This window comes from Mesorhizobium abyssinicae, from assembly GCF_049887195.1.
GTDB classification, from domain to species: domain Bacteria; phylum Pseudomonadota; class Alphaproteobacteria; order Rhizobiales; family Rhizobiaceae; genus Mesorhizobium; species Mesorhizobium abyssinicae.
Genome location: NZ_JARAKC010000016.1, coordinates 83330 through 109665, shown reverse-complemented (window position 1 = coordinate 109665; position 26336 = coordinate 83330). Strand labels below are relative to the sequence as shown.

The 26336-nt window shown below is 64.2% G+C and carries 25 protein-coding genes, 1 tRNA gene and 1 pseudogene; 14 read left to right on the top strand and 13 right to left on the bottom strand.

The annotated features are described in order from the left end of the window. The first annotated feature begins 60 nt into the window (after window positions 1-60). The 5 genes from PU724_RS26075 (at window position 61) to hflX (ending at window position 6433) form a co-directional block, all read left to right on the top strand. The gene (locus tag PU724_RS26075; RefSeq protein WP_135858470.1) at window positions 61-2340 is read left to right on the top strand and encodes a sensor histidine kinase NtrY-like; all 2280 of its coding nucleotides are present in this window, start codon (window positions 61-63) and stop codon (window positions 2338-2340) included. Further along, window positions 2330-3691, top strand: coding sequence for a nitrogen assimilation response regulator NtrX (gene ntrX, locus PU724_RS26070; protein WP_127286357.1), 1362 nt, complete (start codon window positions 2330-2332; stop codon window positions 3689-3691). The genes PU724_RS26075 and ntrX overlap by 11 nt, the downstream gene beginning before the upstream one ends. Window positions 3692-3791: 100 nt before the next feature. Next, window positions 3792-4655, top strand: a complete 864-nt coding sequence (locus PU724_RS26065) for a D-amino-acid transaminase (RefSeq protein ID WP_127286358.1) — start codon at window positions 3792-3794, stop codon at window positions 4653-4655. 143 nt (window positions 4656-4798) lie between these two features. Then, window positions 4799-5044: an RNA chaperone Hfq gene (hfq, locus tag PU724_RS26060; protein ID WP_006202172.1), complete on the top strand. Its 246-nt coding sequence runs from the start codon at window positions 4799-4801 to the stop codon at window positions 5042-5044. Then, window positions 5045-6433, top strand: a complete 1389-nt coding sequence (gene hflX, locus PU724_RS26055) for a GTPase HflX (protein ID WP_292168425.1) — start codon at window positions 5045-5047, stop codon at window positions 6431-6433. 6 nt (window positions 6434-6439) lie between these two features. Here the strand turns inward: hflX and mazG are convergent, their stop codons facing one another. Both mazG and PU724_RS26045 read right to left on the bottom strand, forming a co-directional pair. Next, window positions 6440-7264, bottom strand: a complete 825-nt coding sequence (gene mazG, locus PU724_RS26050) for a nucleoside triphosphate pyrophosphohydrolase (protein WP_292168423.1) — start codon at window positions 7262-7264, stop codon at window positions 6440-6442. An 84-nt stretch (window positions 7265-7348) separates the two neighbouring features. After that, window positions 7349-8533, bottom strand: coding sequence for an amino acid aminotransferase (locus PU724_RS26045; RefSeq protein ID WP_292348855.1), 1185 nt, complete (start codon window positions 8531-8533; stop codon window positions 7349-7351). A gap of 193 nt (window positions 8534-8726) precedes the next feature. On the opposite strand from PU724_RS26045, the gene PU724_RS26040 reads away from it, so the two are divergent. The 6 genes and pseudogenes from PU724_RS26040 to PU724_RS26015 all read left to right on the top strand — a co-directional run. Next, complete coding sequence (locus PU724_RS26040) at window positions 8727-9245, top strand: sigma-70 family RNA polymerase sigma factor (protein WP_189340757.1); 519 nt, start codon at window positions 8727-8729, stop codon at window positions 9243-9245. Continuing rightward, the gene (locus PU724_RS26035) at window positions 9242-10012 is read left to right on the top strand and encodes an anti-sigma factor family protein (RefSeq protein WP_354421699.1); all 771 of its coding nucleotides are present in this window, start codon (window positions 9242-9244) and stop codon (window positions 10010-10012) included. Before PU724_RS26040 ends, PU724_RS26035 begins: the two co-directional genes overlap by 4 nt. Window positions 10013-10033: 21 nt before the next feature. Further along, on the top strand, window positions 10034-10750 hold the full coding sequence (locus PU724_RS26030; RefSeq protein ID WP_127392809.1) for a Bax inhibitor-1/YccA family protein: 717 nt from the start codon (window positions 10034-10036) through the stop codon (window positions 10748-10750). A gap of 293 nt (window positions 10751-11043) precedes the next feature. Next, a complete protein-coding gene (locus tag PU724_RS26025) occupies window positions 11044-11916 on the top strand; it encodes an aldose 1-epimerase family protein (RefSeq protein WP_354421701.1) in 873 nt (290 codons plus the stop codon). A 46-nt stretch (window positions 11917-11962) separates the two neighbouring features. Then, a complete protein-coding gene (locus PU724_RS26020) occupies window positions 11963-12739 on the top strand; it encodes a pyrroline-5-carboxylate reductase (RefSeq protein ID WP_354421703.1) in 777 nt (258 codons plus the stop codon). Continuing rightward, window positions 12736-12840: pseudogene (locus tag PU724_RS26015) on the top strand (glutathione S-transferase family protein); the annotation flags it as partial. The gene PU724_RS26020 and the pseudogene PU724_RS26015, both read left to right, overlap by 4 nt. A gap of 58 nt (window positions 12841-12898) precedes the next feature. On the opposite strand, the gene PU724_RS26010 reads toward PU724_RS26015, so the two are convergent. Beyond that, window positions 12899-13126, bottom strand: coding sequence for a DUF1127 domain-containing protein (locus tag PU724_RS26010; RefSeq protein ID WP_354421705.1), 228 nt, complete (start codon window positions 13124-13126; stop codon window positions 12899-12901). 135 nt (window positions 13127-13261) lie between these two features. Between PU724_RS26010 and PU724_RS26005 the strand changes: the two genes are divergently transcribed. Then, window positions 13262-14779, top strand: coding sequence for a winged helix-turn-helix domain-containing tetratricopeptide repeat protein (locus tag PU724_RS26005; protein ID WP_354421707.1), 1518 nt, complete (start codon window positions 13262-13264; stop codon window positions 14777-14779). 32 nt (window positions 14780-14811) lie between these two features. Here PU724_RS26005 and PU724_RS26000 read toward each other — a convergent pair whose 3' ends face one another. The 9 genes from PU724_RS26000 to PU724_RS25960 all read right to left on the bottom strand — a co-directional run bounded on the left by PU724_RS26000 (window position 14812) and on the right by PU724_RS25960 (window position 23485). After that, on the bottom strand, window positions 14812-15204 hold the full coding sequence (locus PU724_RS26000; RefSeq protein ID WP_354421709.1) for a GFA family protein: 393 nt from the start codon (window positions 15202-15204) through the stop codon (window positions 14812-14814). Window positions 15205-15612: 408 nt separating this feature from the next. Next, window positions 15613-15900, bottom strand: coding sequence for a DUF1330 domain-containing protein (locus PU724_RS25995; RefSeq protein ID WP_292168406.1), 288 nt, complete (start codon window positions 15898-15900; stop codon window positions 15613-15615). A gap of 79 nt (window positions 15901-15979) precedes the next feature. Then, window positions 15980-16798 carry an MBL fold metallo-hydrolase gene (locus PU724_RS25990; protein WP_354421710.1) on the bottom strand — a complete coding sequence of 273 codons (819 nt, stop codon included), beginning with the start codon at window positions 16796-16798 and terminating at the stop codon, window positions 15980-15982. Between the two features lie 3 nt (window positions 16799-16801). Beyond that, on the bottom strand, window positions 16802-17596 hold the full coding sequence (locus PU724_RS25985; RefSeq protein ID WP_354421712.1) for a TatD family hydrolase: 795 nt from the start codon (window positions 17594-17596) through the stop codon (window positions 16802-16804). Then, the gene (gene metG, locus PU724_RS25980) at window positions 17596-19146 is read right to left on the bottom strand and encodes a methionine--tRNA ligase (protein ID WP_354421714.1); all 1551 of its coding nucleotides are present in this window, start codon (window positions 19144-19146) and stop codon (window positions 17596-17598) included. Before metG ends, PU724_RS25985 begins: the two co-directional genes overlap by 1 nt. Window positions 19147-19229: 83 nt before the next feature. Further along, a complete protein-coding gene (locus PU724_RS25975) occupies window positions 19230-20285 on the bottom strand; it encodes a DNA polymerase III subunit delta' (protein ID WP_292168398.1) in 1056 nt (351 codons plus the stop codon). Further along, window positions 20282-20956: a dTMP kinase gene (gene tmk, locus PU724_RS25970; RefSeq protein ID WP_127284328.1), complete on the bottom strand. Its 675-nt coding sequence runs from the start codon at window positions 20954-20956 to the stop codon at window positions 20282-20284. Before tmk ends, PU724_RS25975 begins: the two co-directional genes overlap by 4 nt. A 63-nt stretch (window positions 20957-21019) precedes the next feature. Beyond that, window positions 21020-22177 carry a D-alanyl-D-alanine carboxypeptidase family protein gene (locus PU724_RS25965; RefSeq protein WP_354421716.1) on the bottom strand — a complete coding sequence of 386 codons (1158 nt, stop codon included), beginning with the start codon at window positions 22175-22177 and terminating at the stop codon, window positions 21020-21022. A gap of 87 nt (window positions 22178-22264) precedes the next feature. Beyond that, on the bottom strand, window positions 22265-23485 hold the full coding sequence (locus PU724_RS25960) for a septal ring lytic transglycosylase RlpA family protein (protein ID WP_354421718.1): 1221 nt from the start codon (window positions 23483-23485) through the stop codon (window positions 22265-22267). Window positions 23486-24123: 638 nt separating this feature from the next. On the opposite strand from PU724_RS25960, the gene PU724_RS25955 reads away from it, so the two are divergent. Together PU724_RS25955 and PU724_RS25950 are read left to right on the top strand one after the other, a co-directional pair. Further along, window positions 24124-24213, top strand: a tRNA-Ser gene (locus tag PU724_RS25955). A gap of 774 nt (window positions 24214-24987) precedes the next feature. Continuing rightward, entirely contained in the window at window positions 24988-25188 is a 201-nt protein-coding gene (locus PU724_RS25950; RefSeq protein WP_127282233.1) for a hypothetical protein, read from the top strand. An 836-nt stretch (window positions 25189-26024) separates the two neighbouring features. On the opposite strand, the gene PU724_RS25945 is transcribed toward PU724_RS25950, so the two are convergent. Then, on the bottom strand, window positions 26025-26321 hold the full coding sequence (locus PU724_RS25945; protein WP_128275723.1) for a PilZ domain-containing protein: 297 nt from the start codon (window positions 26319-26321) through the stop codon (window positions 26025-26027). Between the last annotated feature and the right edge of the window lie 15 nt (window positions 26322-26336).

Sequence of the window (26336 nt, the reverse complement as noted above, 5' to 3'; positions counted from 1 at the left end):
GCATAATCGCCACAATGCGTTGCATACATCCGACGCAATCACTGACTCTTAGACGGCGATATGGCTTCCCAGAACGAACCGCTTTTCAGCAAGCCCGGCGCAGAGGACAGGCGCCGGCTTCTGGCGCTGCCTGGCGTGACGGCGATTGCCGGCGCGTTGATCACGGCGGCGATCTCCTTTGCGATTCTCGTCGGCGCCACGCCGATCACGCCTGACGCAAGGGCCACGCTGGCGCTGATCGCGCTCAATGCCGTCTTCGTCCTGTTCCTGATCGCGCTTATCGGCCGCGAGGTTCACCGCATTGTGATGGCGCGCAAGCACGGCAAGGCGGCGTCGCGCCTGCATGTGCGCATCGTGGCGATGTTCGCGCTGGTCGCCGCCATTCCCGCCATCATGGTGGCCATCATCGCCTCGATCACGCTCGACATCGGCCTCGACCGCTGGTTCGAGATCCGCACCAAGACGATCGTCAATTCGTCGCTGTCGATCGCCGACGCCTATGTCCAGGAGAACGCGCGCAACCTGCAGGGCACGACGCTGTCGATGGCCTATGACCTCGATGCCTCGCGCACGCTTTATGGCCTCGACCGCACAGGCTTCCTCGATCTGATGAACAAGGAAGCGGTTGGCCGTTCGCTCGCGCATGCGGCGCTGATCAAGCCCGACGGCTCCTTCGTGATGAGCGCCAAGACCGACGCCGACTTCGCCATGCCGGAGCCGCCACCCGGCGCGGTGGAGACCGCCGCCGACGGCAAGCCGGTGCTGATCGAGCCGCGCACCCGCAACATCATGGGCGCTATCGTCAAGCTGCGCGAGATCGACGGGCTTTACCTCTACACAATCCGCCTGGTCGATCCCGATGTGATCAAGGCGCGCCAGATCGTCAGGTCGAACACCGACGAATACCGCAACCTGCAGGACAACCGCCGCACCTCGCAGGTCGCTTTCGCGCTGCCCTATCTGTCGCTGACGCTGATCGTCATCCTGTCGGCGATCTGGACCGGCATCGCCGTTGCCGACCGGCTGGTGCGGCCGATCCGCCAGCTGATCGGCGCCGCCGACGAGGTCGCCACCGGCAATCTCGATGTCGCCGTGCCGGTCAGGCTCTCCGACGGCGACGTCGCCTCGCTCGGCGACACCTTCAACAACATGATCCTCGAGCTCAAATCGCAGCGTAACGAGCTTCTCTCCGCCAAGGACCTGATCGACGAGCGCCGCCGCTTCTCGGAAGCGGTGCTGGCGGGCGTCACCGCCGGCGTCATCGGCGTCGATCCCTACGGCATCGTCACCATCGTCAACCGATCGGCCGAGACCATGCTGGCGATCTCGGCCAGCGCCGCACTTGGGCAGAACCTGTCCGCTGTGCTGCCGCATGTCGGCCGCGTCTTCGAAATCGGTCGCAAGTCGGGCAAGCCGGTCTATCGCGAGCAGGTGACCTTCTACCGCACCGGCGCCGAGCGCACTTTCAACGTCCAGATCACCATCGAGGCCGGCGACGATGGTTCGGAGGAGAAATCCTACGTCGTGACGGTGGACGACATCACCGACCTGGTCCAGGCGCAGCGCTCGTCGGCCTGGGCCGATGTGGCGAGGCGCATCGCCCACGAGATCAAGAACCCGCTGACGCCGATCCAGCTTTCGGCCGAGCGCATCAAGCGCCGCTACGGCAAAGTCATCACCGAGGATCGCGAGGTTTTCGACCAGTGCACCGACACGATCATCCGGCAGGTCGAGGATATCGGCCGCATGGTCGACGAATTCTCCGCCTTCGCGCGCATGCCGAAGCCGGAGATGAAAGCCATCGACCTGCGCGAATCGCTGCGCGAGGCATCGTTCCTCGTCGAGGTCAGTCGCTCCGACATCGCCTTCGAGCGCGATTTCGGCGGCGAACCGCTGAAGGGCACTTTCGACAGCCGGCTGATGGCGCAGGCCTTCGGCAACGTCATCAAGAACGCCGCCGAGGCCATTGACGGACTTGATGCAAAAGATCGTTCGGACGGCACAATCCGGATTCAAGCCGGGCGCCAGAATGGCGCCATCAGAATCGATGTCATCGACAATGGCAGAGGGCTGCCACGCGAAAATCGCCAAAGGCTACTCGAGCCCTACATGACGACGCGGGAAAAAGGCACCGGTCTTGGCCTCGCTATCGTCAAGAAGATCGTGGAGGACCATGGCGGCCGGCTTGAACTGCATGATGCGCCGGCGGATTTCCACGGCGGCCGAGGCGCGATGATCTCGATCATCCTGCCGCCGGCGACGGTCGCCGCCGCGCCGCCACGCGACGAAGGCCGAACGGAACACCAAAGAGAAACTGAAAAGGTCGGTAATGGCGTCTGATATTCTCATCGTCGATGACGAGGAAGACATCCGCGAACTCGTCGCAGGCATCCTGAGCGACGAAGGTCACGAAACCCGCACGGCGTTCGACGCCGACAGCGCGCTGGCGGCGATTGCCGATCGCGCGCCGAGGCTGATCTTCCTCGACATCTGGCTGCAGGGCTCGCGTCTCGACGGCCTGGCCCTGCTGGACGAGATCAAGACGATGCATCCGAACCTGCCGGTGGTGATGATTTCCGGCCACGGCAATATCGAAACGGCGGTTTCGGCCATCCGCCGCGGCGCCTATGATTTCATTGAGAAGCCGTTCAAGGCCGACCGGCTGATCCTGATCGCCGAGCGCGCACTCGAAACCTCGAAACTGAGACGCGAGGTGTCGGACCTCAAGCAACGCAGCGGCGAGACCTTCGACCTGATCGGCATGTCGTCGGCGATGAGCCAGTTGCGCCAGACCATCGAGCGCGTCGCGCCGACCAACAGCCGCATCATGATCATCGGCCCGTCCGGTTCCGGCAAGGAACTGGCCGCGCGCGCCATCCACGCGCTGTCGACGCGCAAAGCCGCGCCGTTCGTCACCTTGAGCGCGGCCACCATCACACCGGAGCGTATGGAGATCGAACTGTTCGGCACAGAATCGAACGGCACCGAACGCAAGGTCGGCGCGCTGGAGGAGGCGCATCGCGGCATCCTCTACATCGACGAAGTCGCCGACATGCCGCGCGAGACGCAGAACAAGATCCTGCGCGTGCTGGTCGAGCAGCAGTTCGAGCGGGTAGGGGGCACCAAGAGGGTCAAGGTCGACGTCCGCATCATCTCGTCCACCTCGCAGAACCTGGAGGCAATGATCGCCGACGGCCGTTTCCGCGAAGACCTCTACCACCGCCTGGCGGTGGTTCCGGTCGCGGTGCCGGGCTTGGCCGAGCGGCGCGAGGACATCCCCTATCTGGTCGACAATTTCATGAAGCAGATCGCCCGCCAGGCCGGCATCAAGCCGCGCCGCATCGGCGACGATGCGCTGGCGGTGCTGCAGGCCCACAACTGGCCCGGCAATGTCCGGCAGTTGCGCAACAATGTCGAACGGCTGATGATCCTGGCCCGGGGCGAGGATGTCGACGCGCCGATCACCGCCGATCTGCTGCCGTCGGAGATCGGCGACGTCATGCCGCGCACGCCCAACCAGTCGGACCAGCACATCATGGCGCTGCCGCTGCGCGAGGCGCGCGAACAGTTCGAGAAGGACTACCTGATCGCCCAGATCAACCGCTTCGGCGGCAACATCTCGAAAACCGCCGAATTCATTGGCATGGAGCGCTCCGCTCTGCACCGCAAGCTGAAGTCGCTGGGCGTCTGACAACGGCCTGTTGTTGGTCCAGCGGCTCCCGGCCGGCCGATTGCCGGTTACGGCCGCGGCGGAATCGCTTAAACAAACCGAAAGTCCCCAGGGGTGATCCATGCCGCGCATTGCCTATGTGAACGGGCGCTATGTCGCCCATGCCGACGCTTCCGTGCATATCGAGGATCGCGGCTATCAGTTCGCCGACGGCGTCTATGAGGTCTGCGAGGTGGCGCGCGGCTTCATCGTCGACATGCCGCGCCATCTCGGCCGCCTGAACCGCTCGCTGAGCGAACTGTCGATCGATTGGCCGGTGACGCAGGCCGTGCTGCCTCTCATCCTGCGCGAGGTGGTGCGCCGCAACCACGTGGTCAACGGCCTGGTCTATGTCCAGGTGACGCGCGGCGTCGCCAGCCGTGACTTCGTCTTTCCGGCGCCCGGCACCAGGCCGTCGCTGGTGGTGACCGCCAGGAAGGCCGATCCTGCCGCCGCGATCAAGCGAGCCGAGACCGGCATCAAGGTCATCACCGTGCCGGAGAACCGCTGGGATCGGGTTGACATCAAGAGCACCGGGCTGCTGCCCAATGTGCTGGCCAAGCAGAAGGCCAAGGAGGCCGACGCCCAGGAAGCCTGGTTCGTCGACGGCGACGGCATGGTCACCGAGGGCGGCTCCTCCAACGCCTGGATCGTCACCGGCGATGGCGTTCTGGTGACGCGGCCGGCCGAGCACGGGATCCTGCGCGGCATTACCCGTACGACGCTGTTCGATGTTGCCGCCAAGCTCGGCGTGAAGATCGAAGAGCGCAAATTTTCGGTCACCGAGGCCAAGGCGGCGCGCGAGGCCTTCATCAGCTCCGCGACCACGATCGCCATGCCGATCGTGGCAATCGACGGCGCTCCGGTGGCCAATGGCCACCCCGGTTCCGTAACACTTTCGTTGCGTCAGGCATTTTTTGACGTTGCGGAAAAAAGTCCGGCCTGATAACCGCACAGATGGAATGAAAATCAATATCTCGTTCTGCTTGTCGTTATTTGACGGCAAGAGGGTGTTTGCGCGCTTGACATGTGCCGGATAAATTGGCGCATTGGCTGCAAACCGAAGGGGATCGGCGAAAGACAAAAACAATGGCGGAACGATCGCAAAACCTTCAGGACCTGTTCCTGAATTCAGTTCGCAAGAGCAAAAATCCACTCACCATCTTCCTCATCAACGGCGTCAAGCTGACCGGCGTGGTCACCTCGTTCGACAATTTTTGTGTGTTGTTGCGGCGTGACGGGCATTCCCAGCTTGTCTACAAGCACGCCATTTCCACGATCATGCCGAGCCAGCCGGTTCAGATGTTCGATGGCGAGGAAAGCCAGGGCGCCTGATTGGCACGTGAGAAAGACGCGGACCGCAGCGTCCGCGGAAAACCAGCGCACCAGCTGGGGCCGGAAGACAAAGCTCCGACCCGGGCAGTCGTCATTGTGCCCGTGCTCGCCCGCCAGCCGCGCGGCGAGGACGAAACCAACCGGCCGCGCCTGACGCGCTCCGCCGAGGCCCGCCACGACGAAGCGGTCGGCCTCGCCGGCGCCATCGACCTCGATCCGGTTCATACGGCCGTGGTCACCGTCACCGATCCGCGCCCGGCGACCTTGCTCGGCAGTGGCAAGGTGGCGGAATTCGCCGACATCGTGAAGGAGCGCCACGCGGAACTGGTCATCGTAGACCATCCGCTGACGCCGGTGCAGCAACGCAATCTCGAGAAGGAATTCAACGCCAAGGTGCTCGACCGCACCGGGCTGATCCTGGAGATTTTCGGCGAGCGCGCCCGCACCAAGGAAGGCACGCTGCAGGTCGAGCTTGCGCATCTCAACTACCAGAAGGGCCGCCTTGTCCGGAGCTGGACCCACCTCGAGCGTCAGCGCGGCGGCGCCGGCTTCCTCGGCGGCCCCGGCGAAACGCAGATCGAATCCGACCGGCGGCAGTTGCAGGAAAAGATCATCAAGCTCAAGCATGAGCTGGAGACGGTGCGCCGCACCCGCGACCTGCACCGCGCCAAGCGCAAGAAGGTGCCATTCCCGGTGGTGGCGATCGTCGGCTACACCAATGCCGGCAAGTCGACGCTGTTCAACAAGCTGACCGGAGCTGGGGTGCTGGCCGAGGACATGCTGTTCGCCACGCTCGACCCGACGCTGCGCCGCGTGCGCCTGCCGCATGGCACGCCCGTCATCCTGTCCGATACGGTCGGCTTCATCTCGGACCTGCCGACGCATCTGGTTGCCGCCTTCCGGGCGACGCTGGAAGAGGTGGTCGAAGCCGACCTCGTCATCCACCTGCGCGACATCTCAGACCCCGATACGGCGGCGCAGGCCGAGGATGTCGAGCGCATCCTTGCCGATCTTGGCGTCGATGCCAGTGACGCCAAGCGCGTGATCGAGGTCTGGAACAAGATCGACCTGCTCGACGAGGGCAACCGGGAGCGGTTGCTGGCCGATGGCGCCGCCACCAAGGCGCCACCGGTCGCCATATCGGCGGTCACCGGCGAGGGCATCGATGCGCTGAAGGCGCTTATCGAAACCAGGATGTCGGGTGAGCTGGAAACGACGACGCTGACGCTGACGCCAGCCCAGTTTGGCCTTGTCGACTGGATCTACCGCAACGGCGACGTCGTTTCGCGGGTCGACAATGAGGATGGGAGCGTCACCATTTCGCTCAATGCCACGCACAGCGCACGGCAAGAGATCGAGAGCCGATTGCACCGTAAGAACAACGGTTAAGCCTGGTTATTTCTCGCCCTTGGCCTGCTGCCAGAGCGCTTCCATCTCATCCAGAGTCGCCTTTTCCAACGTGTTGCCGGAGGCTTCCAGCGCTCGCTCGACATAGTGGAAGCGGGTGCGGAATTTCTCATTGGTGCCGCTGAGTGCTGCCTCGGCATCGAGATTGAGGTGGCGGCCGAGATTGACGATGGCAAACAGCATGTCGCCGAACTCGTCCTTGATCGGTGCTGCGTCGCCCTTGGCCAAAGCCTCGCGCAGTTCGCCGATCTCCTCCTCGATCTTGTCGAGAATGGGGGCCGCCTCGCTCCAGTCGAAGCCGACGCGGGCGGCTTTTTCCTGTAGCTTCAGCGCTCGGGTCAACGCGGGCAGGGCGACAGGCACGCTGTCGAGGAACCCTTTGCCGTTGTCTTCCGGGTCAAGCCCGCGGGCCAGGCGCGCGCTTCGCTTCTCCGCCTTCTCCACCGCCTTGATCTTTTCCCACATGCCCTTGGCCATGCCGGCGCTGCGCGCCTCCTCGTCGCCGAAGACATGCGGATGGCGGCGGATCATCTTGGTGGTGATGGCCTCGACGACATCGCCAAAGGCGAATTCATCAGCCTCTTCAGCCATTTGCGCGTGGTAGACAACCTGCAGCAGCAGGTCGCCGAGCTCCTCGCGCAGATCGTCGAGATCGCCGCGCGCGATGGCGTCGGCCACCTCGTAGGCTTCCTCGATCGTGTAGGGCGCGATGGTAGAGAAATTCTGCTCGATATCCCAGGGACAACCGGTCTTCGGCGCGCGCAGCGCAGCCATGATCTCGATCAGCCGTGCGATGTCTTTGGAGGGCTTCATGCGGCAAACCCTATCGCGACGCCGGGCGGGCGACCAATGCTGTCGCCTGACGAACGCTGTTTGTCCACAGCTGCGCGGACCTCGTCAGTCGAGGACCGAGACAATCGCCTTGGCGAGCGCGTCCATCCCGTCCTCGGGCAGGCCGGCCACGTTGATGCGGCTGTCGCCGACCATATACACGGCGTGCTCGGTGCGCAGCCGCTCGACCTGCGCTTCCGAAAGGCCGAGGCGCGAGAACATGCCGCGATGGCTGGCGACGAAGTCGAAGCGGTCGGAATTGGACTGCCGGCGCAGCGCCTCGGCGAAGGCGACGCGCAGGCGCAGCATGCGCAACCGCATCTCCTCGAGCTCCGCCTGCCAGTCGGCGCGTAGGCCGTCGTCTTCCAGCACGATGCGCACCGCGGCAGCGCCATGGTCCGGCGGCATCGAATACATGGCACGCGCCGCCGACAGCATCTGGCTCATCGCCACATCGGCCTCAGCGCCGTCCCTGGCCAGGATCATCGCCGCGCCGACGCGGTCGCGGTAAACGGCGAAGTTCTTCGAGCAACTCGACGCAACGAGCATTTCCGGCACCCTGGCGGCCAGCAGGCGCAGGCCCGCGGCATCGGCGTCGAGGCCCTCGCCAAAGCCCTGATAGGCGATGTCGACAAAGGGCAGCAGGCCGCGCTCGACGACCAGGTCGGCCACTTCCGCCCATTGCGCGGCGTCGAGATTGGCGCCGGTCGGGTTGTGGCAGCAGCCATGCAGCAGCACCACGTCGCCGCGCTCGGCCGTCCGCAGCGCCGCCAGCATGTCCTTGAAGCGCACGGCGCCGGAAGCGGCGTCGAAATAGGGGTAGTCGCGGATCTGCAGGCCGGCCGCGCGCATCACCGGCATGTGGTTCGGCCAGGTCGGGTCGGACAGCCAGACAGTGGCGTCGGCGCGGGTCCGCTTCAGCAACTCGGCCACCAGCCTGAGCGCGCCGGAACCACCCGGCGCCTGCGCGGTACGGACGCGCGAAAGGTCGGCCTTGTCGCCGAAGGTGAGCTTGGCCATGGCGGCATTGAAGCCGGTGTCGCCGGCAAGGCCGAGATAGGTCTTGGTGTCCTGGCTCTGCAGCAGCCGCTTCTCGGCCTCGCGCAGGGCGCGCATCACCGGCGTCTTGCCGTCGCGATCCTTGTAGACGCCGACGCCAAGGTCGACTTTGCCCGGACGCGGATCGGCGCGGTAGAGGCCGATGAGGGCAAGGATCTTGTCGGCGGGGGCGGGCTGCAGGGTTTCGAACATCGCAAGGCTCCAATGGCGGCGGAGTGATACGCAAATTGGCCCCGCTTCGCCAGCGCTTTTCCTCCGCGCCAAACTGAAGACGGCGGGCAGGGCGGCCTGCGGGGCGATGAAACGGCTGCTGCCTGGGACAAAATAATGCGCCGTTGGGGATTAAAACCTTGCCCTGCTCCGTAAACAGGGCATGAAACGGTCGATGCCACGCTTCGATATCGTCGGACAGCTGGGTTCGCTCAGGCGTTACGCGCGCTCGCTGACGCGCGACACCACGGAGGCCGAGGACCTAGTGCATGACGCGCTGGTGCGCGCCTATGAGCGGCGCGGCACCTTTCGCGCCGGCAGCAACCTGCGCGCCTGGCTGTTGTCGATCGTCCACAACGCTTTCATCGACGGTGTCCGCTCGCGCCGGTCGGAAGCCGCGCGCATCGAGCAGGCCGGATATCTTGCCGACAGCACCTCCCCAGCGCCACAGGACCACTCCGTCCGTCTGGCGCAGGTGCGGGCGGCCTTTTTATCTTTGCCGGAGGAGCAGCGTTCGGCGCTGCATCTCGTCGCCATCGAGGGGCTGAGCTACGCCCAGGCGGCGGAGGTTAGCGGCGTGCCGCTGGGAACACTGATGTCGCGCATCGGCCGGGCCCGCGCCGCGCTGCGCGAGATGGAAGACGCCGCGCCGGCGGGCAGGAACCATCTCAGGATCGTGAGAGGTGAGCGATGAACGCAATGCTCGATCCCGTGACCGATGCCGATCTCGATGCCTATGTCGACGACCAGCTGGAGGTGGCCCGCCGTATCGAGGTCGAGGCGTTCCTGTCCACCCAACCGGAAGTCGCCGCGCGCGTGATGTCCGATCTCAGGACGCGCGACGAGCTGCGCGTGGCGCTCGCCGCCAAGGGAATGGCGCGGCCGGCAACGACCGAGGCGGCACGACGGCTGGAGCGCGGGCTTGGCCGCGACCGCATCTTCGGGGTGCTGCAGCGCGCCGCGGCGGCGGCGATCCTGATCGCGGCCGGCTGGCTGGCGAATGGCATTTTCGGACCGGTCGCGGTGACGAAGGTCGTCGCTTCCACGCAGCCGCCCGCCTATGTCGAGGAAGCGGTGAGGGCGCACCGGACGACGCTGGTGCGCGAGGGGATGACCTCCCAGCGGGAAGCGCCGAACTACAATCCAGGCGAGATCCGCGCCGCGACCGCGATCGTCATGCCGTCGCTGCCCGGCGACTGGAAGGTGCGCGATGTGCAGATCTATCCGTCGCGCTTCGGCCCAAGCGTCGAGATGGCGCTCGAAACCAAGGATCTCGGCCTGGTCTCGCTGTTCGCGATCAGGCCGGGGACTTTCGACGTGGTGAAGCCGGCCCTCGCGCCCTCGGGCGACATTTCCTCGGCCTATTTCCAGATCGGCGAGGTGGCCTACGCCGTCGTCGCGCGAAGCGATGCGCGCGACCTCGACCGGGCCGCCGAAACGCTGGCCCGCACGCTTTACTGAGATCAATCAAGGAGACCGAACATGAACACCCCCAACCTGGGATATCGCGTGGGCAGCGGCGCCCAAACGGGCGCCCTCTATGACGAGGGCCTGCGCCGCCACATGCTGCGCGTCTACAACTATATGGGCCTTGGCCTGGTCGTCACCGGCGCCATCGCCTTCGCCGTGGCGTCGACGCCCGCGCTCTACGTGCCGATCTTCTCCAGCCCCTTGAAATGGGTGGTGATGCTGGCGCCGCTCGCCTTCGTGCTTTTGTTCTCGTTCCGCATGCAGACCATGTCGGCGGCGAGCGCGCAGGCCATGTTCTGGGCCTTCTGTGCGGTGATGGGCCTGTCGCTGGCCTCGGTGTTCCTGGTCTTCACCGGCACCAGCATCGCGCGCACGTTCTTCATCGCCGCCACCATGTTCGGCGCTACCAGCCTCTACGGCTACACGACCAGGCGCGACCTGACGCAGTTCTCGTCGTTCCTGATCATGGGCCTGATCGGCGTGGTCATCGCCAGCCTCGTCAACCTGTTCCTCGGTTCGACCGCGCTGCAGTTCGCCATCTCGGTGATCGGTATCGCCGTGTTCATTGGCCTCACTGCCTGGGACACGCAGACGATCAAGGAGCAGTATGCGGAGAATTTCGATGCGGAATCGCAGCAGAAGCTCGCCGTCTTCGGCGCCTTCTCGCTCTATTTGAACTTCGTCAACATCTTCCAGCTGTTGCTGAACTTCACCGGCGAGCGCGAGTAGGCCGAACCGTAGCAGGCAACAGGTCTCACCTTGCCGGGGCCGGAGGGCAACCTCCGGCCATTTCTTTGAGGGCAAACTGACGCTCGGGTCTGTGCATCGTTCGTCGCCGCTTGGCGAACTGCCGTGCACTCCGCTGCTCTTGAGTTCACGCGCGGCCTTTTGCTAGCCTGCCGGTCACACCAGAGCGGTTCGGCGCTTCATGGGATCGCCGAACCGCTCTAGCCATTTGTTTCTGCGCAATTCCGGACGGAAAACCGTTACACACTTTCCTGGAATTGCTTAAGCGAGGGCGCATGGAACAGGACAGCCTTACGCTTCACGGTGACGGCATCTCGGCGACCATCGTCAGGCAGGGTGCCGAACTGGTCTCGCTGCGCGACAGTGAAGGAACCGAGCTTCTGTGGCAGGCCGGTCCGGCCTGGAAGCGCCATTCCCCGGTCCTGTTCCCGATCGTCGGCCGGCTGAAGGGCGACCAACTGCGGCACCGCGGCCGATCCTATCCGATGACGCAGCATGGCTTTGCCCGCGACAGGCGCTTTGCATGGACGGAGCAGGGGCCCCGGTCCTGCACGTTGCTTCTGACCGACGATGCGGGGACCCGCGAGCAATATCCCTTCGCCTTTCATCTGGCCATAAGCTACAGCCTGCGGCTTCGGCAACTCGACGTCAGCTTCACGATCACCAGCACCGGCGGCGAGACGCTGCCGGCATCGATCGGCGGGCATCCGGCGTTCAACTGGCCGCTTCTGCCTGATCTGCCCAAGACAGCCTATCAGCTTAGATTCGCCAATGACGAAAGCGCCCCGATCCGCCGCCTCAAGGACGGCCTGCTGCTGCCAACGCCACAGCCGACGCCCGTGAAAGGCAAGATACTGGCGCTCTCCGAAAGCCTGTTCGAGGAGGACGCCGTGATCATCGATCGGCCGGCCAGCGCCAATGTGCGCTACGCCGCCGAGCACGGACCGGCGCTTGAGATATCCTGGCAGGGATTTCGGGAGCTCGGCATCTGGTCCAGGCCGGGCGGCGCGCCGTTCCTTTGTATCGAGCCCTGGCATGGTCTTGCCAGCCCCATCGATTTCGACGGCGAATTCACCGAAAAGCCGGGCGTGATGCTGATCCCGCCAGCCGCGACGCGTGTTCTGAGCTATCAGATCCATCTGGACTGATATGATCCGCGGACGACAATGCGGAACCAATCTTGCGGGGCATCCCATGAAACTCGGCTTCATCGGCACAGGCGCGCTCACGGCCGCTATCGTCACCGGGCTCAAGTCCCTTGCGGACAACAAAGTTTCCATTCTGCTTTCGCCCCGAAACGAAGACATCGCCGCGAGCCTTGCCTCCCGCTACCCGGATGTTCGCATCGCCAGCGACAATCAGGCCGTTCTCGACAATAGCGAAACCGTCATGCTGGCGGTCCGCCCGCAGATTGCGCACGACGTGCTGTCGGCGCTGCGCTTCCGGCGCGACCACCGCCTGATCAGCCTGATCGCCACTTTGTCCCTCAAGGACATAGAGAGCTTGACCGCGCCCGCCGGCCACGTGACGAAGGCGCTTCCCATGCCGATGATCGCGCACCGGCTGGGGGCGACGATCATCTGTCCGCCCGATCAAGGCGCGGGCGCTTTGTTCGGGAGGCTGGGGAAGGTGATCGAGGTCGCGGATGCCGGCGAGTTCGACGCCTTGAGCGTCGCGACCGCGACCTATGCCAGCTATTTCAAATACCTCGAGACCATCCACAGCTGGCTCAAGGATCATGGCGTTGGGGAGGGGACCGCGCGCGACTATATCGCCTCGCTTTTCAAGGCGTTGGGCGCCGCTCCCGAGACGTCGCCGGACGCGGATTTCAGACATCTGGCGCAAGACTACGCGACGCGCGGCGGCATCAACGAGCAGGTTCTGCGTGAGCTCACGGCCTATGGCGTGTTCGACGCATTCGCCGAAAGCCTGGACGGCATCCATCGGCGCATCACGGGCGACACGAAATGAAACTCTGCTTCAGCCGCAATCCCAATCCTCGGCTGGCGGTCGCGGTGGCTCGCTACCTTGTCGCCAAGATCGAGTTTGAATTCGCCGCGCCATTCGCACCGGAACCGCCGCCGCCAGGAGGCGAGGGCCATCCGGCCTGATATCCGACCGGCATTCGCCCTAGCGCTGCCAGAAGGGCAGCTTGGCGATCTCTTCCTCGACCTGCCTGTTGGTCAGGCCGATATCGTCGATCAGATGCGGATTGGTCTCCGCCATTCGCTTGAGGTCCCAGCGAAAGCGCGCCCGCTCGCGCCAGGTGGCGATCATGCCACACAGGGTCGTTTGGCGCCGCAACGGCCGCCCTGGCCGGACTACGCAATGCTGGATCGTCGCAAGAGTATCGTTCATGGCAACCTCCTATAGTTTTGAGGCCCCATGCGGTTGGGAGCCTTCGACCTGAAAGAGGTTGAATTCTGCAGGATGCGGACGGCGCCGTAATTAAGCCCTCCCAAATAGTTCTCAAAAGTTCCAAACGGGCTATAGATGCGCCCTATGCAGGGATCGCGCTTTGCCTTTGGTCCATTCGTGCTTGATCCGGATGCGGGAACGCTGCTTCGGGACGACGATCCCGTTGCTCTCGGCTACCGCGGGCTGAAGCTGCTTGCGGCACTGGTCGGACGACCCGGTGAAATCCTGGGCAAGGCCGAGTTGATGGACGCGGCGTGGCCGGGCACGGCGGTCGAGGAGGGCAATCTCACCGTCCAGATCGCGCAGTTGCGCAAGCTGCTTGGTCCGGCCACCGACGGCGGCGAGTGGATCTCCACCGTTCCGCGCGTCGGCTACCGCTTCACTGGGGCCATCGAACAGCTTGGCGGCGCGAAACGGAAGCCTTTGCCGCTGCCCGACAAACCCTCGATAGCCGTGCTGCCCTTCGTCGCTTTCAGCAGCGATCCCGAGCAGGAATCCTTCGCTGACGGGCTGACTGAAGACCTGATCACCGACCTGTCCCGCAATGCCGGCCTGTTCGTCATCGCCCGCAACTCGGTCTTTGCCTACAAGGGCAGGGCGATGGACGTGCGCGGAATCGCCGAGGATCTTGGCGTGCGCTACCTGCTGGAGGGCAGCGCGAGACGCGCCGCCGGGCGCGTGCGCATCAACGCGCAACTGGTCGATGCGCTGAGCGGCGAGCATCTGTGGGCGGAGCGCTTCGATCGTAGCCTGGAAGATATCTTTGCCGTTCAGGACGAGGTGACGGCCAAGATCGTCGAGGCGCTGCTCGGCCGGCTGCGCGCCCCGCTGCCGCGCAATCGGCCGAAGAAACTCGAGGCCTATGACCTCTGTGTGCGGGCGCGCAAGCTGATCGATAGTTCGCCGCAGGCGGCGCGGGAGGCGCATCTGATGCTCACGCGCGCCGTTGCGCTCGATCCGGATTACGCCGAGGCCTATCGCTGGCTTGCCATGAACCACTGGATGGGATGGGTGCATTGGGGCGAACCCATCGAGCCCAACCGTAGCGTTGCCTTGGAACTGGCGCGCAAGGCCGTGGCGATCGATCCCAACGATGCCGGCTGCCGCTGGGTGCTCGCCAACCTGCTGGCCTATGAGCGCCGCTTCGCCGAGTCGGATACGGAGTTCGCCAAGGCGTTCGAGTTCGACCCCAACGAAGCCGACGCCTGGGCGACGCTGTCCGACATCACGACCTTGGCCGGGCAGGTCGAGCAGGGCTTGGAGCAGATCCGCAAGGCGTTCCGGCTGAACCCGTTTCCAGCAAGCTGGTACTATCTGACGCTCGGCCAGGCGCAATACGCGGCCGGCGACTACGAAGCCGCCATCGAGACGCTGCGCAGGGAGGAGACCTATCGCACAAGCTCGCGCCGTTTCCTGGCGGCAAGCCTTGCGCAACTCGGCCGGCTCGACGAGGCGCACGCCGAGGTCGAAATGTTTCTGGTCGCCAACCCGCATTTCACGACCAGCCACTGGGTGTGGACCGAGCCGTTCCGCGACACCGCCACGCTTGAGCATTTCGTCGATGGCTTCCGCAAGGCCGGACTTCCGGACTGAGCCGCCGGCGCGACCACCCAGATGGTTGCGATCTACCCCTCGAGACGATCCTTGGCGTCACAATCGCGGTCGTATCGTTTCCTGACCGGAAACGGCGGCAGCCAGGACTCGCGGCGGACGGTCCACAGCTCGTAGGTCGGCAGCAGCTGGTCCGGGGCGTCCAGCGACCCCAGATGCACTTCGATCTCGTCTGCGGTGCGCGCGAAAACAGACGAGCCGCAGCGCGGACAGAAGAAGCGCCCGGCGTAGTCGCGTGTTTCGCCATCGATCGTCACCGCCTCCTGAGGGAACACCGCGGCAGCGTAAAACAGCGCCCCGTGATGCTTGCGGCAATCGAGACAGTGGCAGACGCCGACCCGGTATGGGGCACCCGAGGCCACAATTCGAACGCTCCCGCACAGGCAGCCGCCGGTGAACAGGTCCATGCTCCCGTCTCCTCCAAAATCAAGCGCTCGGCATGGCTACAACGAACGGGGCCGTCGTCGCAATGCCGCCGCGGCAGTTGCGGAAGGCTGTCGCAAGATGAAGCGCGCGTGGATCGCCTACCGCGCTGCACGGCCGAAGTCGCCGCCGAAACCATCAATACGATCGCCAGCGCAATATCATCATCAATTGCGACAGCGCGGCAGGCGCCGATCCTTGATGATGAGCTCTCGGATCTGTCGCGCTGACATATCTGGAGGGCGCGGCGAGACGTGGCGAAGGCATGCCGTCTGCATCGATCTCTAAGTCGCATAAGATAGATTATGGAACTTATGCGTTGGCAAAAAGGCGGAAATTGTTGCCGATTTGAGGGCCTTCAGCCGTCGTCACAGGCGACCGAGGGACTGGATCTAAGCGGCTTCAATTGCAAGCAGCACATTGGCGGCCGCAACGTTGCGGATTCCGATGAGGGCTTGGTAGTCAGGTGAATCATGCATGGCCTTGAGCGACGCCATGTCGGCAAACTCAAGCACGACGAGCCGGTCCGGCTGCCACGAGCCCGCAAGGGCCTCGACGCTTCGAGCACGCAACAGCAACTTGCCTCCGAAGCGGTTGACGGCAGCCAAGGCCTTTATGCGATATTCCTCGTATGCCGCCGGATCCGCGATCTTGTGCTCAGCAATCAGATAGGCCGCCATGGTGCCTTCTCCTCTGAAAGTCGCGACGTTAACACAATCGAGCCATAGAGCGGAACGCGCTTCTGAACAGCTCGTCCTATCACGCTGACTCATAAGGAATTTCGATCACCATCCCATCATAGGCCGGCACCACGTTGTCGGGCGTCTCGGCCATCACGGCGGCGTAATCCAGCGGCACATGCATGTGTGTCAGCACGGCGTTTTTCGGTGCCAGTCTCTCGATCCAGCCCAGTGCCTGGCCAAGCGACAGATGGCTCGGATGGGTATTGTACTGCAAAGCGTCGATGACCAGCGTGTCGAGATCGCGCAGCCTTTCCGCCGTGGCGTCGGGGAAGTCGCTGATGTCAGGGCAATAGGCAAGCCCGCCGGCGCGGAAGCCGAGGGAAATGATGTCGCCATGGGTCTGTGGCAGCGGCTCAAGGGTGAGGGCACCCCCCTCTCCCTCGATCACGATCGGCCTGGCGTGGTCGATGAGATGCGCCCTGACGATGGGCGGATAGGAACTGCCGGGCGGCGTCTCGAAACAATAACCGAACGCTTGCCGCAGGCGCTGCATCGTCGGCTGATCGGCATGGATGTCGATCAGATGGCGCTGCTCCTGCACATAGCCGCGCAGATCGTCGATGCCGTGGATATGGTCGGCATGCGGATGCGTGTAAACGACCGCATCGATGCGCCTGACCGACGCCAGAAGCATCTGCTCGCGGAAGTCCGGTCCGGTGTCGACGACGACGGTCGTGCGGGCACCGTTTGCGGCGATCCGCTCGACCAGTGCTGCCGTGCGCATGCGCCGGTTCCTGGGGTTGGCGGGATCGCAATTGCCCCAGTCGCCGGTGATGCGCGGTGTGCCGGGCGACGAGCCGCAGCCGAGAATGGTGAGGCGCAGCCGATTGCTCATTTGTCAGGCGCCCGGCGCTTCGGGGCGTGGCATCTTCCGGAACAGCCGGAAGACATTGTCCGTGGTGATGGCGGCGATCTCGGCCTCGCTGACGCCAATCGTCTCGGCCAGCACCCTGGCGGTGTTGGCGACATAGGCCGGCTCGTTGCGCTTGCCGCGAAACGGGATCGGCGCGAGATAAGGTGCATCGGTCTCGACCAGCAGCCGGTCATGCGGCACGTTGGCTGCGATGGCGCGCAATTCGGCCGAGTTCTTGAAAGTCAGGATGCCGGAGAACGAGACATAGCCGCCTAGCGCCACGCCGACCTCGGCCAGCCCGCGCCCGGACGAAAAGCAATGCAGAATGAAGGGGAAGGCGCCCTTCCCTGTTTCGTCCTCGAGGATTGCGGCCATATCGTCGTCGGCATCGCGCGAATGGATGACCAGCGGCAGGCCGGTCTGGCGCGCGGCGGCGATATGGGTGCGCAAGCCTTGCGCCTGCGCATCGCGCGGCGCCTTGTCGTAGAAGTAGTCCAACCCGGCCTCGCCGATCGCCACCACTTTGGGGTGCGCGGAGAGCCGCACGAGCTCGTCGGCGGTCACGTCGAGCTCTTCCGCCGCATTGTGCGGATGGGTGCCGACCGAGCAATAGACGTCATTAAAAGTTTCAGCAATTTCAAGGATTTGCTGAAACCGCTTCACGCGCGTCGAGATCGTCACCATGCGACCGATGCCGGCCGCCAGGGCGCGGGCGACGATGGCCGCCCGCTCCTCGGCGAAGTCCGGAAAGTCGAGATGGCAATGGCTGTCAACGAGCATCAGGCTTTGGCATCCTGCTCGACATAGCGCGGGAAAACGCCCTCCGGCGCCGGCAGCGGCGTGCCTGGCACCAGCGCGTGATCGGCGTGGACATGCTCGAAACCGCGCCTGTCCACCGGCACCGCCAGCAGATCGAGCAGCTTCGCCGCTGATCCCGGGATGAAGGGCTGGCACAGCACCGTCACCCGCCGCACGACCTCGGCCGTCGTCCACAGCACGGTCTCCATGCGCGTCGGGTCGGTTTTCCGCAGCGCCCAAGGCTCCTGGGAGGCGAAATAGCGATCGGCTTCCGCCACCACGCCGAAGATCGCCGCCAGCGCCAGGTGGATGCTCTGCTCCGCCATCGCCCTGCGCGCCACCGTAAGAGCCTCCACGGCCTGGTCGAGGATCGCCGTGTCGGCCTCCGCCAGTTCGCCGCGCGTCGGCACCACGCCGCCGCAGTTCTTGGCGATCATCGACAGCGAGCGCTGTGCCAGATTGCCGAGCCCGTTGGCGAGATCGGCGTTGTTGCGGTTGACGATCGCTTCATGGCTGTAGTTGCCGTCCTGGCCGAACGGCACCTCGCGCAGGAAGAAATAGCGCACCTGGTCGACGCCGTAGTGCTCGGCCATGGTGAACGGGTCGATGACGTTGCCGACCGATTTCGACATCTTCTCGCCGCGGTTGAACAGGAAGCCGTGGCCGAAGACGCGCTTGGGCAGCGGGATTCCCGCCGACATCAGGAAAGCCGGCCAATAGACCGCATGGAAGCGCACAATATCCTTGCCGATGATATGGGCATCCGCCGGCCAGAACTTCCATTTATCATCGTTTTCATCGGGATAGCCGAGGCCGGTGATGTAGTTGGTCAAGGCGTCGACCCACACATACATCACGTGCTTCTCGTCGCCGGGCACCGGCACGCCCCAGTCGAAAGTGGTGCGCGAGACCGACAGGTCCTTCAGCCCTGACTTGACGAAACTCATCACCTCGTTGCGCCGCTCTGCGGGGCCGATGAAGTCGGGCTGGCTTTCGTAAAGCGCTATGAGCTTGTCCTGATAGGCCGAAAGCCGGAAGAAATAGCTCTCTTCCTCGACCCATTCGACCGGCGTCCCCTGCGGCCCGTAGCGGACGTTGTCGGCGCGGACCTCAGTCTCCTCCTCGCCGTAATAGGCCTCGTCGCGCACCGAATACCAGCCGGCATAGCCGCCCTTGTAGATATCGCCATTGGCGGCCATCGCCTTCCAGATCGCCTGCGAGGACGCGTAGTGGCGCTCCTCGGTGGTGCGGATGAAATCGTCATTGGAGGCGTTGAGCACCGCCGCCATGCGCCTGAATTCGGCCGAGTTGCGGTCGGCAAGTTCGCGCGGCGAGAGGCCATCCTTGCGCGCCGTCTGCAGCATCTTGATGCCGTGCTCGTCGGTGCCGGTGAGGAAGAAGACCCGCTTGCCGTCAAGGCGCTGGAATCGGGCGAGCGCGTCGGTGGCGATCAGCTCGTAGGCATGGCCGATATGCGGCTTGCCGTTCGGATAGGAAATCGCGGTCGTGATGTAGAATGTGTCGCGTGACATGAATGAACCGTCATGAAAGTCTGAATGTGAGTTGTGGGGGTGGATATCCTATCGGCATGGCGATTGCCATCCCGAGCGGGCCATCACATTCGCATCGCAGAATTCAGGCGGTCGATCATGATCAGAGCGTGCTGCTTCTTGTCGAGATTGTAGGTCTCGGTCTCAGATATAGCGTTCTGGGCTTCCTGCCAAGCTTCGGACAGAGCCTTGGCCCGCGCCAGATCGCCAGCGAGGGCCGCCTCGCTGGCGCGTGAGGACAGCAGGTCGAGCGCGTGTCGGTTGAAGATGTCGAACTGGATCGCCTGGTCGCGGCCGGCAACCGCCTCGGCCAGCCGGTGGGCGCCGGCGACGTCGCCCTTCCTCGCCGCAACCAGGGCGTCGAGCGCGGCGGCGATCTCCAGCCCGCCATACTGCGTCAGAAGGATCGCGTTGCGGGCGCTGCCCCCTGCCCGCTCGGCAAGTGCCGCGCGCGCCGCAGGGTCCTCGGGTGGTGGCGGCTCGATGCCTTGCAGAACGGTCATCAGTTCCTCGTCGCCGAGCGGCGTCAGGCGCACCATCTGGCAGCGCGAGCGGATCGTCGGCAAAAGGCTGCCCGGGGCATGCACGATGAGGATGAACAGCGTGCGCGCCGGCGGCTCTTCGAGATTCTTGAGCAAGGCGTTGGCGGCATTGGTATTCATGTCGTCGGCCGGGTCGACGATCACGACCCGGTAGCTGCCGTCATGCGAGGTCATCGACAGGAAGCGGCTGACCCTGCGGATCTCGTCCACGGTGACGACCGTCTTGAAGCTCTTGGTCTTGTCGTTCGCCGGCCGGGTCAGGTGGAGCACCGAAGGATGCGCCCCGGTGGCGATCTGGCGAAACAGCGATGAGGCCGGGTCCGGCTGAGCGATAACGTCCGGCGCCCGCTCGAATGCCGGGTGCTTCAGGAGATGATGCGCGAGGTGAAAGGCGAGCGTCGCCTTGCCGATGCCGACCGGTCCGGCGAGGATCAGCGCATGCGGCAGTTTGCCGGCGCGATAGGCAGTGGCGAGCATGGAAGCCGCCTGACCGTGGCCGATGAGGCGAGCCGTCTCGGACGGTTCCGGCACGCCGTCCAGCGTGTCGTGCTGCTCGGGGGCGATGCGTTCGAAGATCATGCCGGGGCTGTCTGCCGCTGCTCGGCCGGCGTCATCGTCTCAAGCGCGGCGAAGACGGCGGCGGTGACGACGTTTTCCACCGTGTCCGGGTCGGCGGAGGCGTCGATGACGATGCAGCGCCCCGGCTCGGCGGCGGCGATGGCGAGGAAAGCATCGCGCCTGCGGCGGTGGATATCGAGCGTTTCCTTCTCGAAACGATCTGGACCGTCATTGGCGCCGCGGCGGGCTGTGGCGCGCCGCAGGCCTTCGGCCGGATCGATGTCGAAGACCAGGGTCATGTCGGGCACCATGCCGTTGATGGCGACCTCCTCCAGCGTCTCCATGAAGGCCGGATCCAGACCGCCGGTGACGCCCTGGTAGACACGCGAGGAATCGATGAAGCGGTCGCAAAGCACGATCGATCCGCGCTCCACTGCCGGTCGGATGACCTGCTCGACATGGTCGGAACGCGCGGCGGCGAACAGCAGCGCCTCCATCTTCGGGCCGAAGGGCTCGGCAGCGCCGGAAAGCAACACGTGCCGAACTGCCTCGGCGCCCGGCGAGCCGCCGGGCTCGCGGGTGACGAGGACGTCGTATTTCTTGGCACGCATCCGCTTTGCCAGCCGCTCGATCTGCGTCGACTTGCCTGCCCCTTCGCCGCCTTCGAAGGTGATGAAAAATCCGCTCGCCACCAGAAAAAGCCTCTGCCCGTGCTCGACGCTGTCATAGCCCTCGTCTGAGAAAAGGTCCACGAGCTAACGCAGCCAGCCGACGGCCAGTTCCTTGGCGGCATCGAGCGCGCGTTGCGGCAGCGTGCCGACACCGACCGTTTCGGCGGCGAAGAGCGGCGTCTCCTGGCTCAGCGTGTCGCCGATCCAGACGCGCAGTTTGCCCACCGGCTGCCCCTCCTCCACCGGCGCCGAGACCGGGCCGTCATAGACGATTTTCGCCGTCAGCTTGTCGCGGTTGGCGATCGGCAGGAAGATATCGATCGGTCCCTTCGCCTTTAGCGCCACGCCGGATTTGGCGCCGCCGAACACCTGGGCTTCCCCGACCACCTCGTCCTTGGCGAAGATCTCGGTCTTCTGGAACGAGCGGACGCCCCAGTCGAGCAGCTTGCGCGCTTCCTCCGACCGTTCGCGGTCGCTCGCCAGCCCACTCATCGCCGCGATGACGCGCGTGCCATTGTGGCTGACCGTGCCGACAATGCCGAAGCCCGCCGCCTCGCTCGTGCCGGCGACGAAGCCGTCGGCCTCGATGCCCATGGCCAGCAGCGGGTTGCGGTTTCTCTGGGTAATCTTGTTCCAGGTGAAATCCGGCTGGCCGTAGTAATGATAGAAATCGGGATAGTCGCGCCAGAGATGCAGCGCCAGCTGCGCCAGTTCGTGCACTGTCGTCTGCTGGCCGTCGGCCGGCAGGCCGGTCGAGTTGACGAAGGTCGATTTCGGCAGGCCAAGCTGGCGCGCGCGCTCGGTCATCTGCGCGGCGAAATTGGACTCCGATCCGGCCATGCCTTCGGCCAGAACGATGCAGCCGTCATTGGCGGCCTGCACCGTCACGCCCTGGATCAGGTCCTCGACGCGGACCGCAGATTTGAGCTTGGCGAACATGGTCGAGGTGCCCGACGGCGCGCCGCCGGTACGCCAGGCGTTCTCGCTGACCACGAATGTGTCATCGAGCGTCATGCGACCTGACTTGATGGCGTTGAAGACCACTTCCATCGTCATCAGCTTGGCCATCGAGGCCGGCGGGATCGGCTTGTCGGCATCCTTGGCGAACAGCACGGTGCCGGTTTCGGCATCGATCATGAAGGCTTGCGCCGCCTTGGTCTCGAAAAGCTGCGCATTGGCCGGAATCAGGGAAAGCAACAAAAGGCAGAGCCCTGCGAGGGGCGGGAAAAGGCGCAACTGCATAAAGGCTCGACCTGTTAGCCGGTATTGGCAATTTCGGTGAAGCTATCAGGCTTTTTTCCGGCGGATCAACCGTGCGGTTGAAATAGATCAGTCGCGCACGACGAGCGCGTCCGGCGCGCCGTGCGACCAGGCGGCCTTCAGCAGATCATCGACGCTGCCATGGCCGTCCGGATAGACGTTGACCGCGTACCAATCATTGCCGTCGAGCTCGGTCCGCTGGATTTCGGTCCGGCCGAAGGGCTTGAGCGCCGAGGCCACACGCTTTGCCTCGGCGGCATCATCGAAGGAGCCGGCGGCGACATAGTCGGTAACCTCCGGCGACGTCGAATTGGATCTCTTCCAGGACTGCAGGATGTCGGAGGGCGACATACCGGCGCCATCGAAAGCCGCGAAGACATCGGCGCGGCCGACGCGCTCATCGGCATAGGAAAGCGAGGCCATGGCGAAGGGCGAATTCGGCGGCAGGCTGATGTCCGGCCGCTCCGGCACGATCGGCCCGAAATCAGGCAGCGCCACATCGCCGGGCGCTTGCGAAGACATGGCCGGCTCGGCCTGCGGCGCCTGGCCGGAATCCGTCAGCTGGCCGGGGAACGGCACGGCGGCGGCAGTCGCGCCCGCCGCCAGGACCGGCGTCGGCCCGTTCATCGCCACCATCACGCCGGTCGGCAGGCCGTCGGACGGATCCGGCCGCCTGTTACCGGGATGGTAGGACGCCATCAGATACTGGTCGTCATTGCCGTCGAGCGGCGCGCGGCCGACATATTCGACCTTCACCTTAGCGGTGCCGACCTTGTCATAGTCGAGCATCTGCGCGGCGCGCTGCGAGACGTCGATGATGCGGCCCTCATGGTATGGGCCACGGTCGTTGACGCGCACGATGACCGAACTGCCGGTTTCGAGGTTGGTGACGCGGGCGTAGCTCGGCAGCGGCATGGTCGGATGCGCCGCCGTCAGTTGCGCCGTGTCGTAGACTTCGCCATTGGCGGTCAGCCGGCCGTGGAAGGCATCGCCATACCAGGATGCCAGGCCGACCTTGCGGTAGCGCTTGTCTTCCTTGGGATAATACCATTTGCCGCGCACCTGGTAGGGCTTGCCGAGTTGGTCGCGGCCGCCGCCGCGCCGCATGAAGGCAACGCGCGGGCTCGCCTTCACGCCATATTCGGTCTCAGCGAAATATTCCTTGGAACGCGGCCTCTTGTCGACCATCGCCTTCGGTGTCGATGTGCAGGCCGCAAGCAGCACCGCCGACAGCGCGCACAGTGCAAGAGCGGGAGCGCGACGAAGACGCGGGCGCGCCGAAGTCTGCATTTTATGATGTCCCCTACAGTCTCGCCACCAGCTGAACGTCAGCGGAGCCAAAGCACCCACTCGACACTTGCCAGCGACACCCGGATCCCCAATCCCCTTGTGCGCAGGAATTGTTTATCACGGTATTAACCGATTGTGGTCGGAAGGGGGCGAGATTGTGGCAGGACACCGGTGTGGCTGCTACACACGACAGTACTCGTGTGACGCCGGAGGGTTGGAGAGCCGGCATCTAAACAAAAAAGGCGAAGGAGGACGTCCGCCGGGATCAATCCCCCCGGCGCCGATCCGAGCGCGCCGATCAATCCGTCGACGTAACCACCTGCGCCGTCACGACCGACAGCTTCTCGCGCTTGATCAAAACCGGCTTTTCGTAGGTCTTTCTCATAGTTCCCTTAACCCCGGGGCAAAATGGCCACGCCACAGATTGGCCAGCCCTGCGCCGCCTTGTCAATCGGGCCAGGCCGATCGTTGGAAGCTGTTGCCGTTCGGCAATATGTAACCAGTCGATCCTGGCGCGGTTGACAGGTCTTTACGCCCCGCACTACAGCAGTGCGGTGCGAAATGATGATCTCGTGCCTTGGCGCCAAGGGCCACGTCAGAGATCAACGGAAGCACCCAAGTGATTGAAAAATCACGATGGAGGGATGGCCGAGCGGTTTAAGGCACCGGTCTTGAAAACCGGCGTGGGCGCAAGTTCACCGTGGGTTCGAATCCCACTCCCTCCGCCATAATATAAATAAAAACAGGACGTTAGACGCGCCGAAAGCGGGACTTGCCATAACGCCTCGCCCCGCAATTCGAATTTGATCCAGCCGCTTTCATTCCGTTAGCTGCCGCTGAATTAGTGCGACGCGTTAACGGTTCGTAGACCGCGCTGTCCTAATTTGAGACAGCGCGGTCAACTAACTACCCCTGGCTGCGCCGGCGGCTCCGGCAACCCAACCCCTACGGCCGGTCGGAGCCGCCACCCTCGCCTTATATACCAGCAATGGTTGAATCAACTGTTATCACACGTGCTTTCCAGTGCGCTTTCGTGATCGTTAGACTTTGATGGATCGGGAAGTCACAGGTTCCGGTTTCGATCTGGAACCTGGCCACAGGTGAGTTCGGCCATTGTCGACGGCTCGGAAATTCTGTTTCACGACCAAGCCACTGAAAGGATGAGGCCGCCCGCCTTTTTGCATTAATTGCGCGACCGCTGCTGTGGTCGTAGATTCGCAGGTGTAGGGACGGTGCAATCCCACGCACCGAGCGGGTACATGAGCCCTGCACCCGCCGTCGACTGCGGATGGACCAGCGGCGGCGGGAGCGCAGGCAACTGAAGGGTCCGACTATGCAAGCCGTTTGTTACGCGCCCAGCGCATTCTGTGTCTTGTCGGTCCTGGTCAACATCGCCATCGCCTCAAATGTGCTGGGGCTGTTTGCCGCGACACGCCTTCTTGTGCTGAGGGTTCGCGTGCACTCGGTCGGACAGCTTCAACGGGCCTTGTCAGTCAGCTAAAATGCGGACGATCCTCGCCGGCCTGTGCCTGCTGGCCGTTCTTTCCAATGGCGCGCTGGTCGCCACGTCGAGCGGCATTCTCTATCAGCAGGAGAAAGCGGCTGACGGGGCAGTGTGTTCCTATTTCACCGGAACAGGAACGTTCACGACGCCGAGCTATGCCGTGACCGGATGCCCGCGATTCATCATCGTTGACCGCTAGGGACTGCCCCCTCTGCCACTCGCCAGCAAATGGCCATCGCCGATGAACCGAGTCGAGCGCGAGGTAGGTCGCACCCGACTTGTGTTCCCCCCTTTTAGTGCTTCCTTCGTTCATATGGATGTGTTCCGCCTGCATGAGCAGGCGCATACTATGTTGGAGCCGGTTGCCGCTTTCCTCGCAGCAACGTCGGTAAGGCCCGGCGCCCCTCTGTCACTGTCCCCCGACAAGAGCGCGCCGGGCTGCTGCGCTACTGGCCATTAGCAGGGGAAAACGTTCCCGCGGGGTTTTGTTGCAGAGTCGCTAATATTACCTTCGTCTCAGCCGGCTTGCCCCCCAAACCCCAAGCCGGTTAGGCCCGGCGGTCAGTCGAATCCACCCCAACAGACTGTCGGGCCGCAGGCAGCGTGAGCGACGAGCTCCCGGCCGAGAGTGCGCCTTCCCATAAGGCCGCCGCCTGACGCCTGCGAATCATCAGGCAGGCTCAGCCGCCGATCGCGCTGTCTTTTATTAGCAGATGCTTGTTTTCATGCCGAAGCAGGATCATCATGCAAGCCGCGCGGGGATTGCAGGGGTAGAGCTCATGGAATTCGCGGTTTGCTACGACAACAGCGGGACCGTCCTTGCGTCTTCGATCTTCCTTTGCGCCACTGCGGTTTTCATAATCGCGGCTGCTTTCGCCGCTGGTCGGCTGATTGCAACGCGGGCTCGGGTTCCGCCTGCGGCGCTGACCGCCTGGTGAGGTCGCCAGTAGTCATGGCGACGGCGTGCGCGCCTCATGCCGGCAGTCTTCTGGGGAAGCTGGACTAAGCGTGATCTCCGACGAAAAGCCGGACAGGCTAATCCGCGGCCGTCGTCGAAGGCTTCGGTGCGCCGTAGAACTGCACGCCAAGCCGCTCCTTGCGTCGCCAGCGCACCACCGTTTGATAGGTGACTGCATCGTCGGGCACGTGCAGCAGAAACCGCTCGGGCACGACGGCGTCGGAGGGAACGCGCAGTTCGGCACCCCGCTCATGCTGATTTCGCACGGAACAACCAATCGCCGGGTTGTCCGGACCCGCAACTATCGTGGCCTCCTTCAGGACAATCTCACGCGGATGAAGGCGGCGCTCTCTTCTGGGTTCGTCGGGTTCCATCGCGTGTCTTGCCTG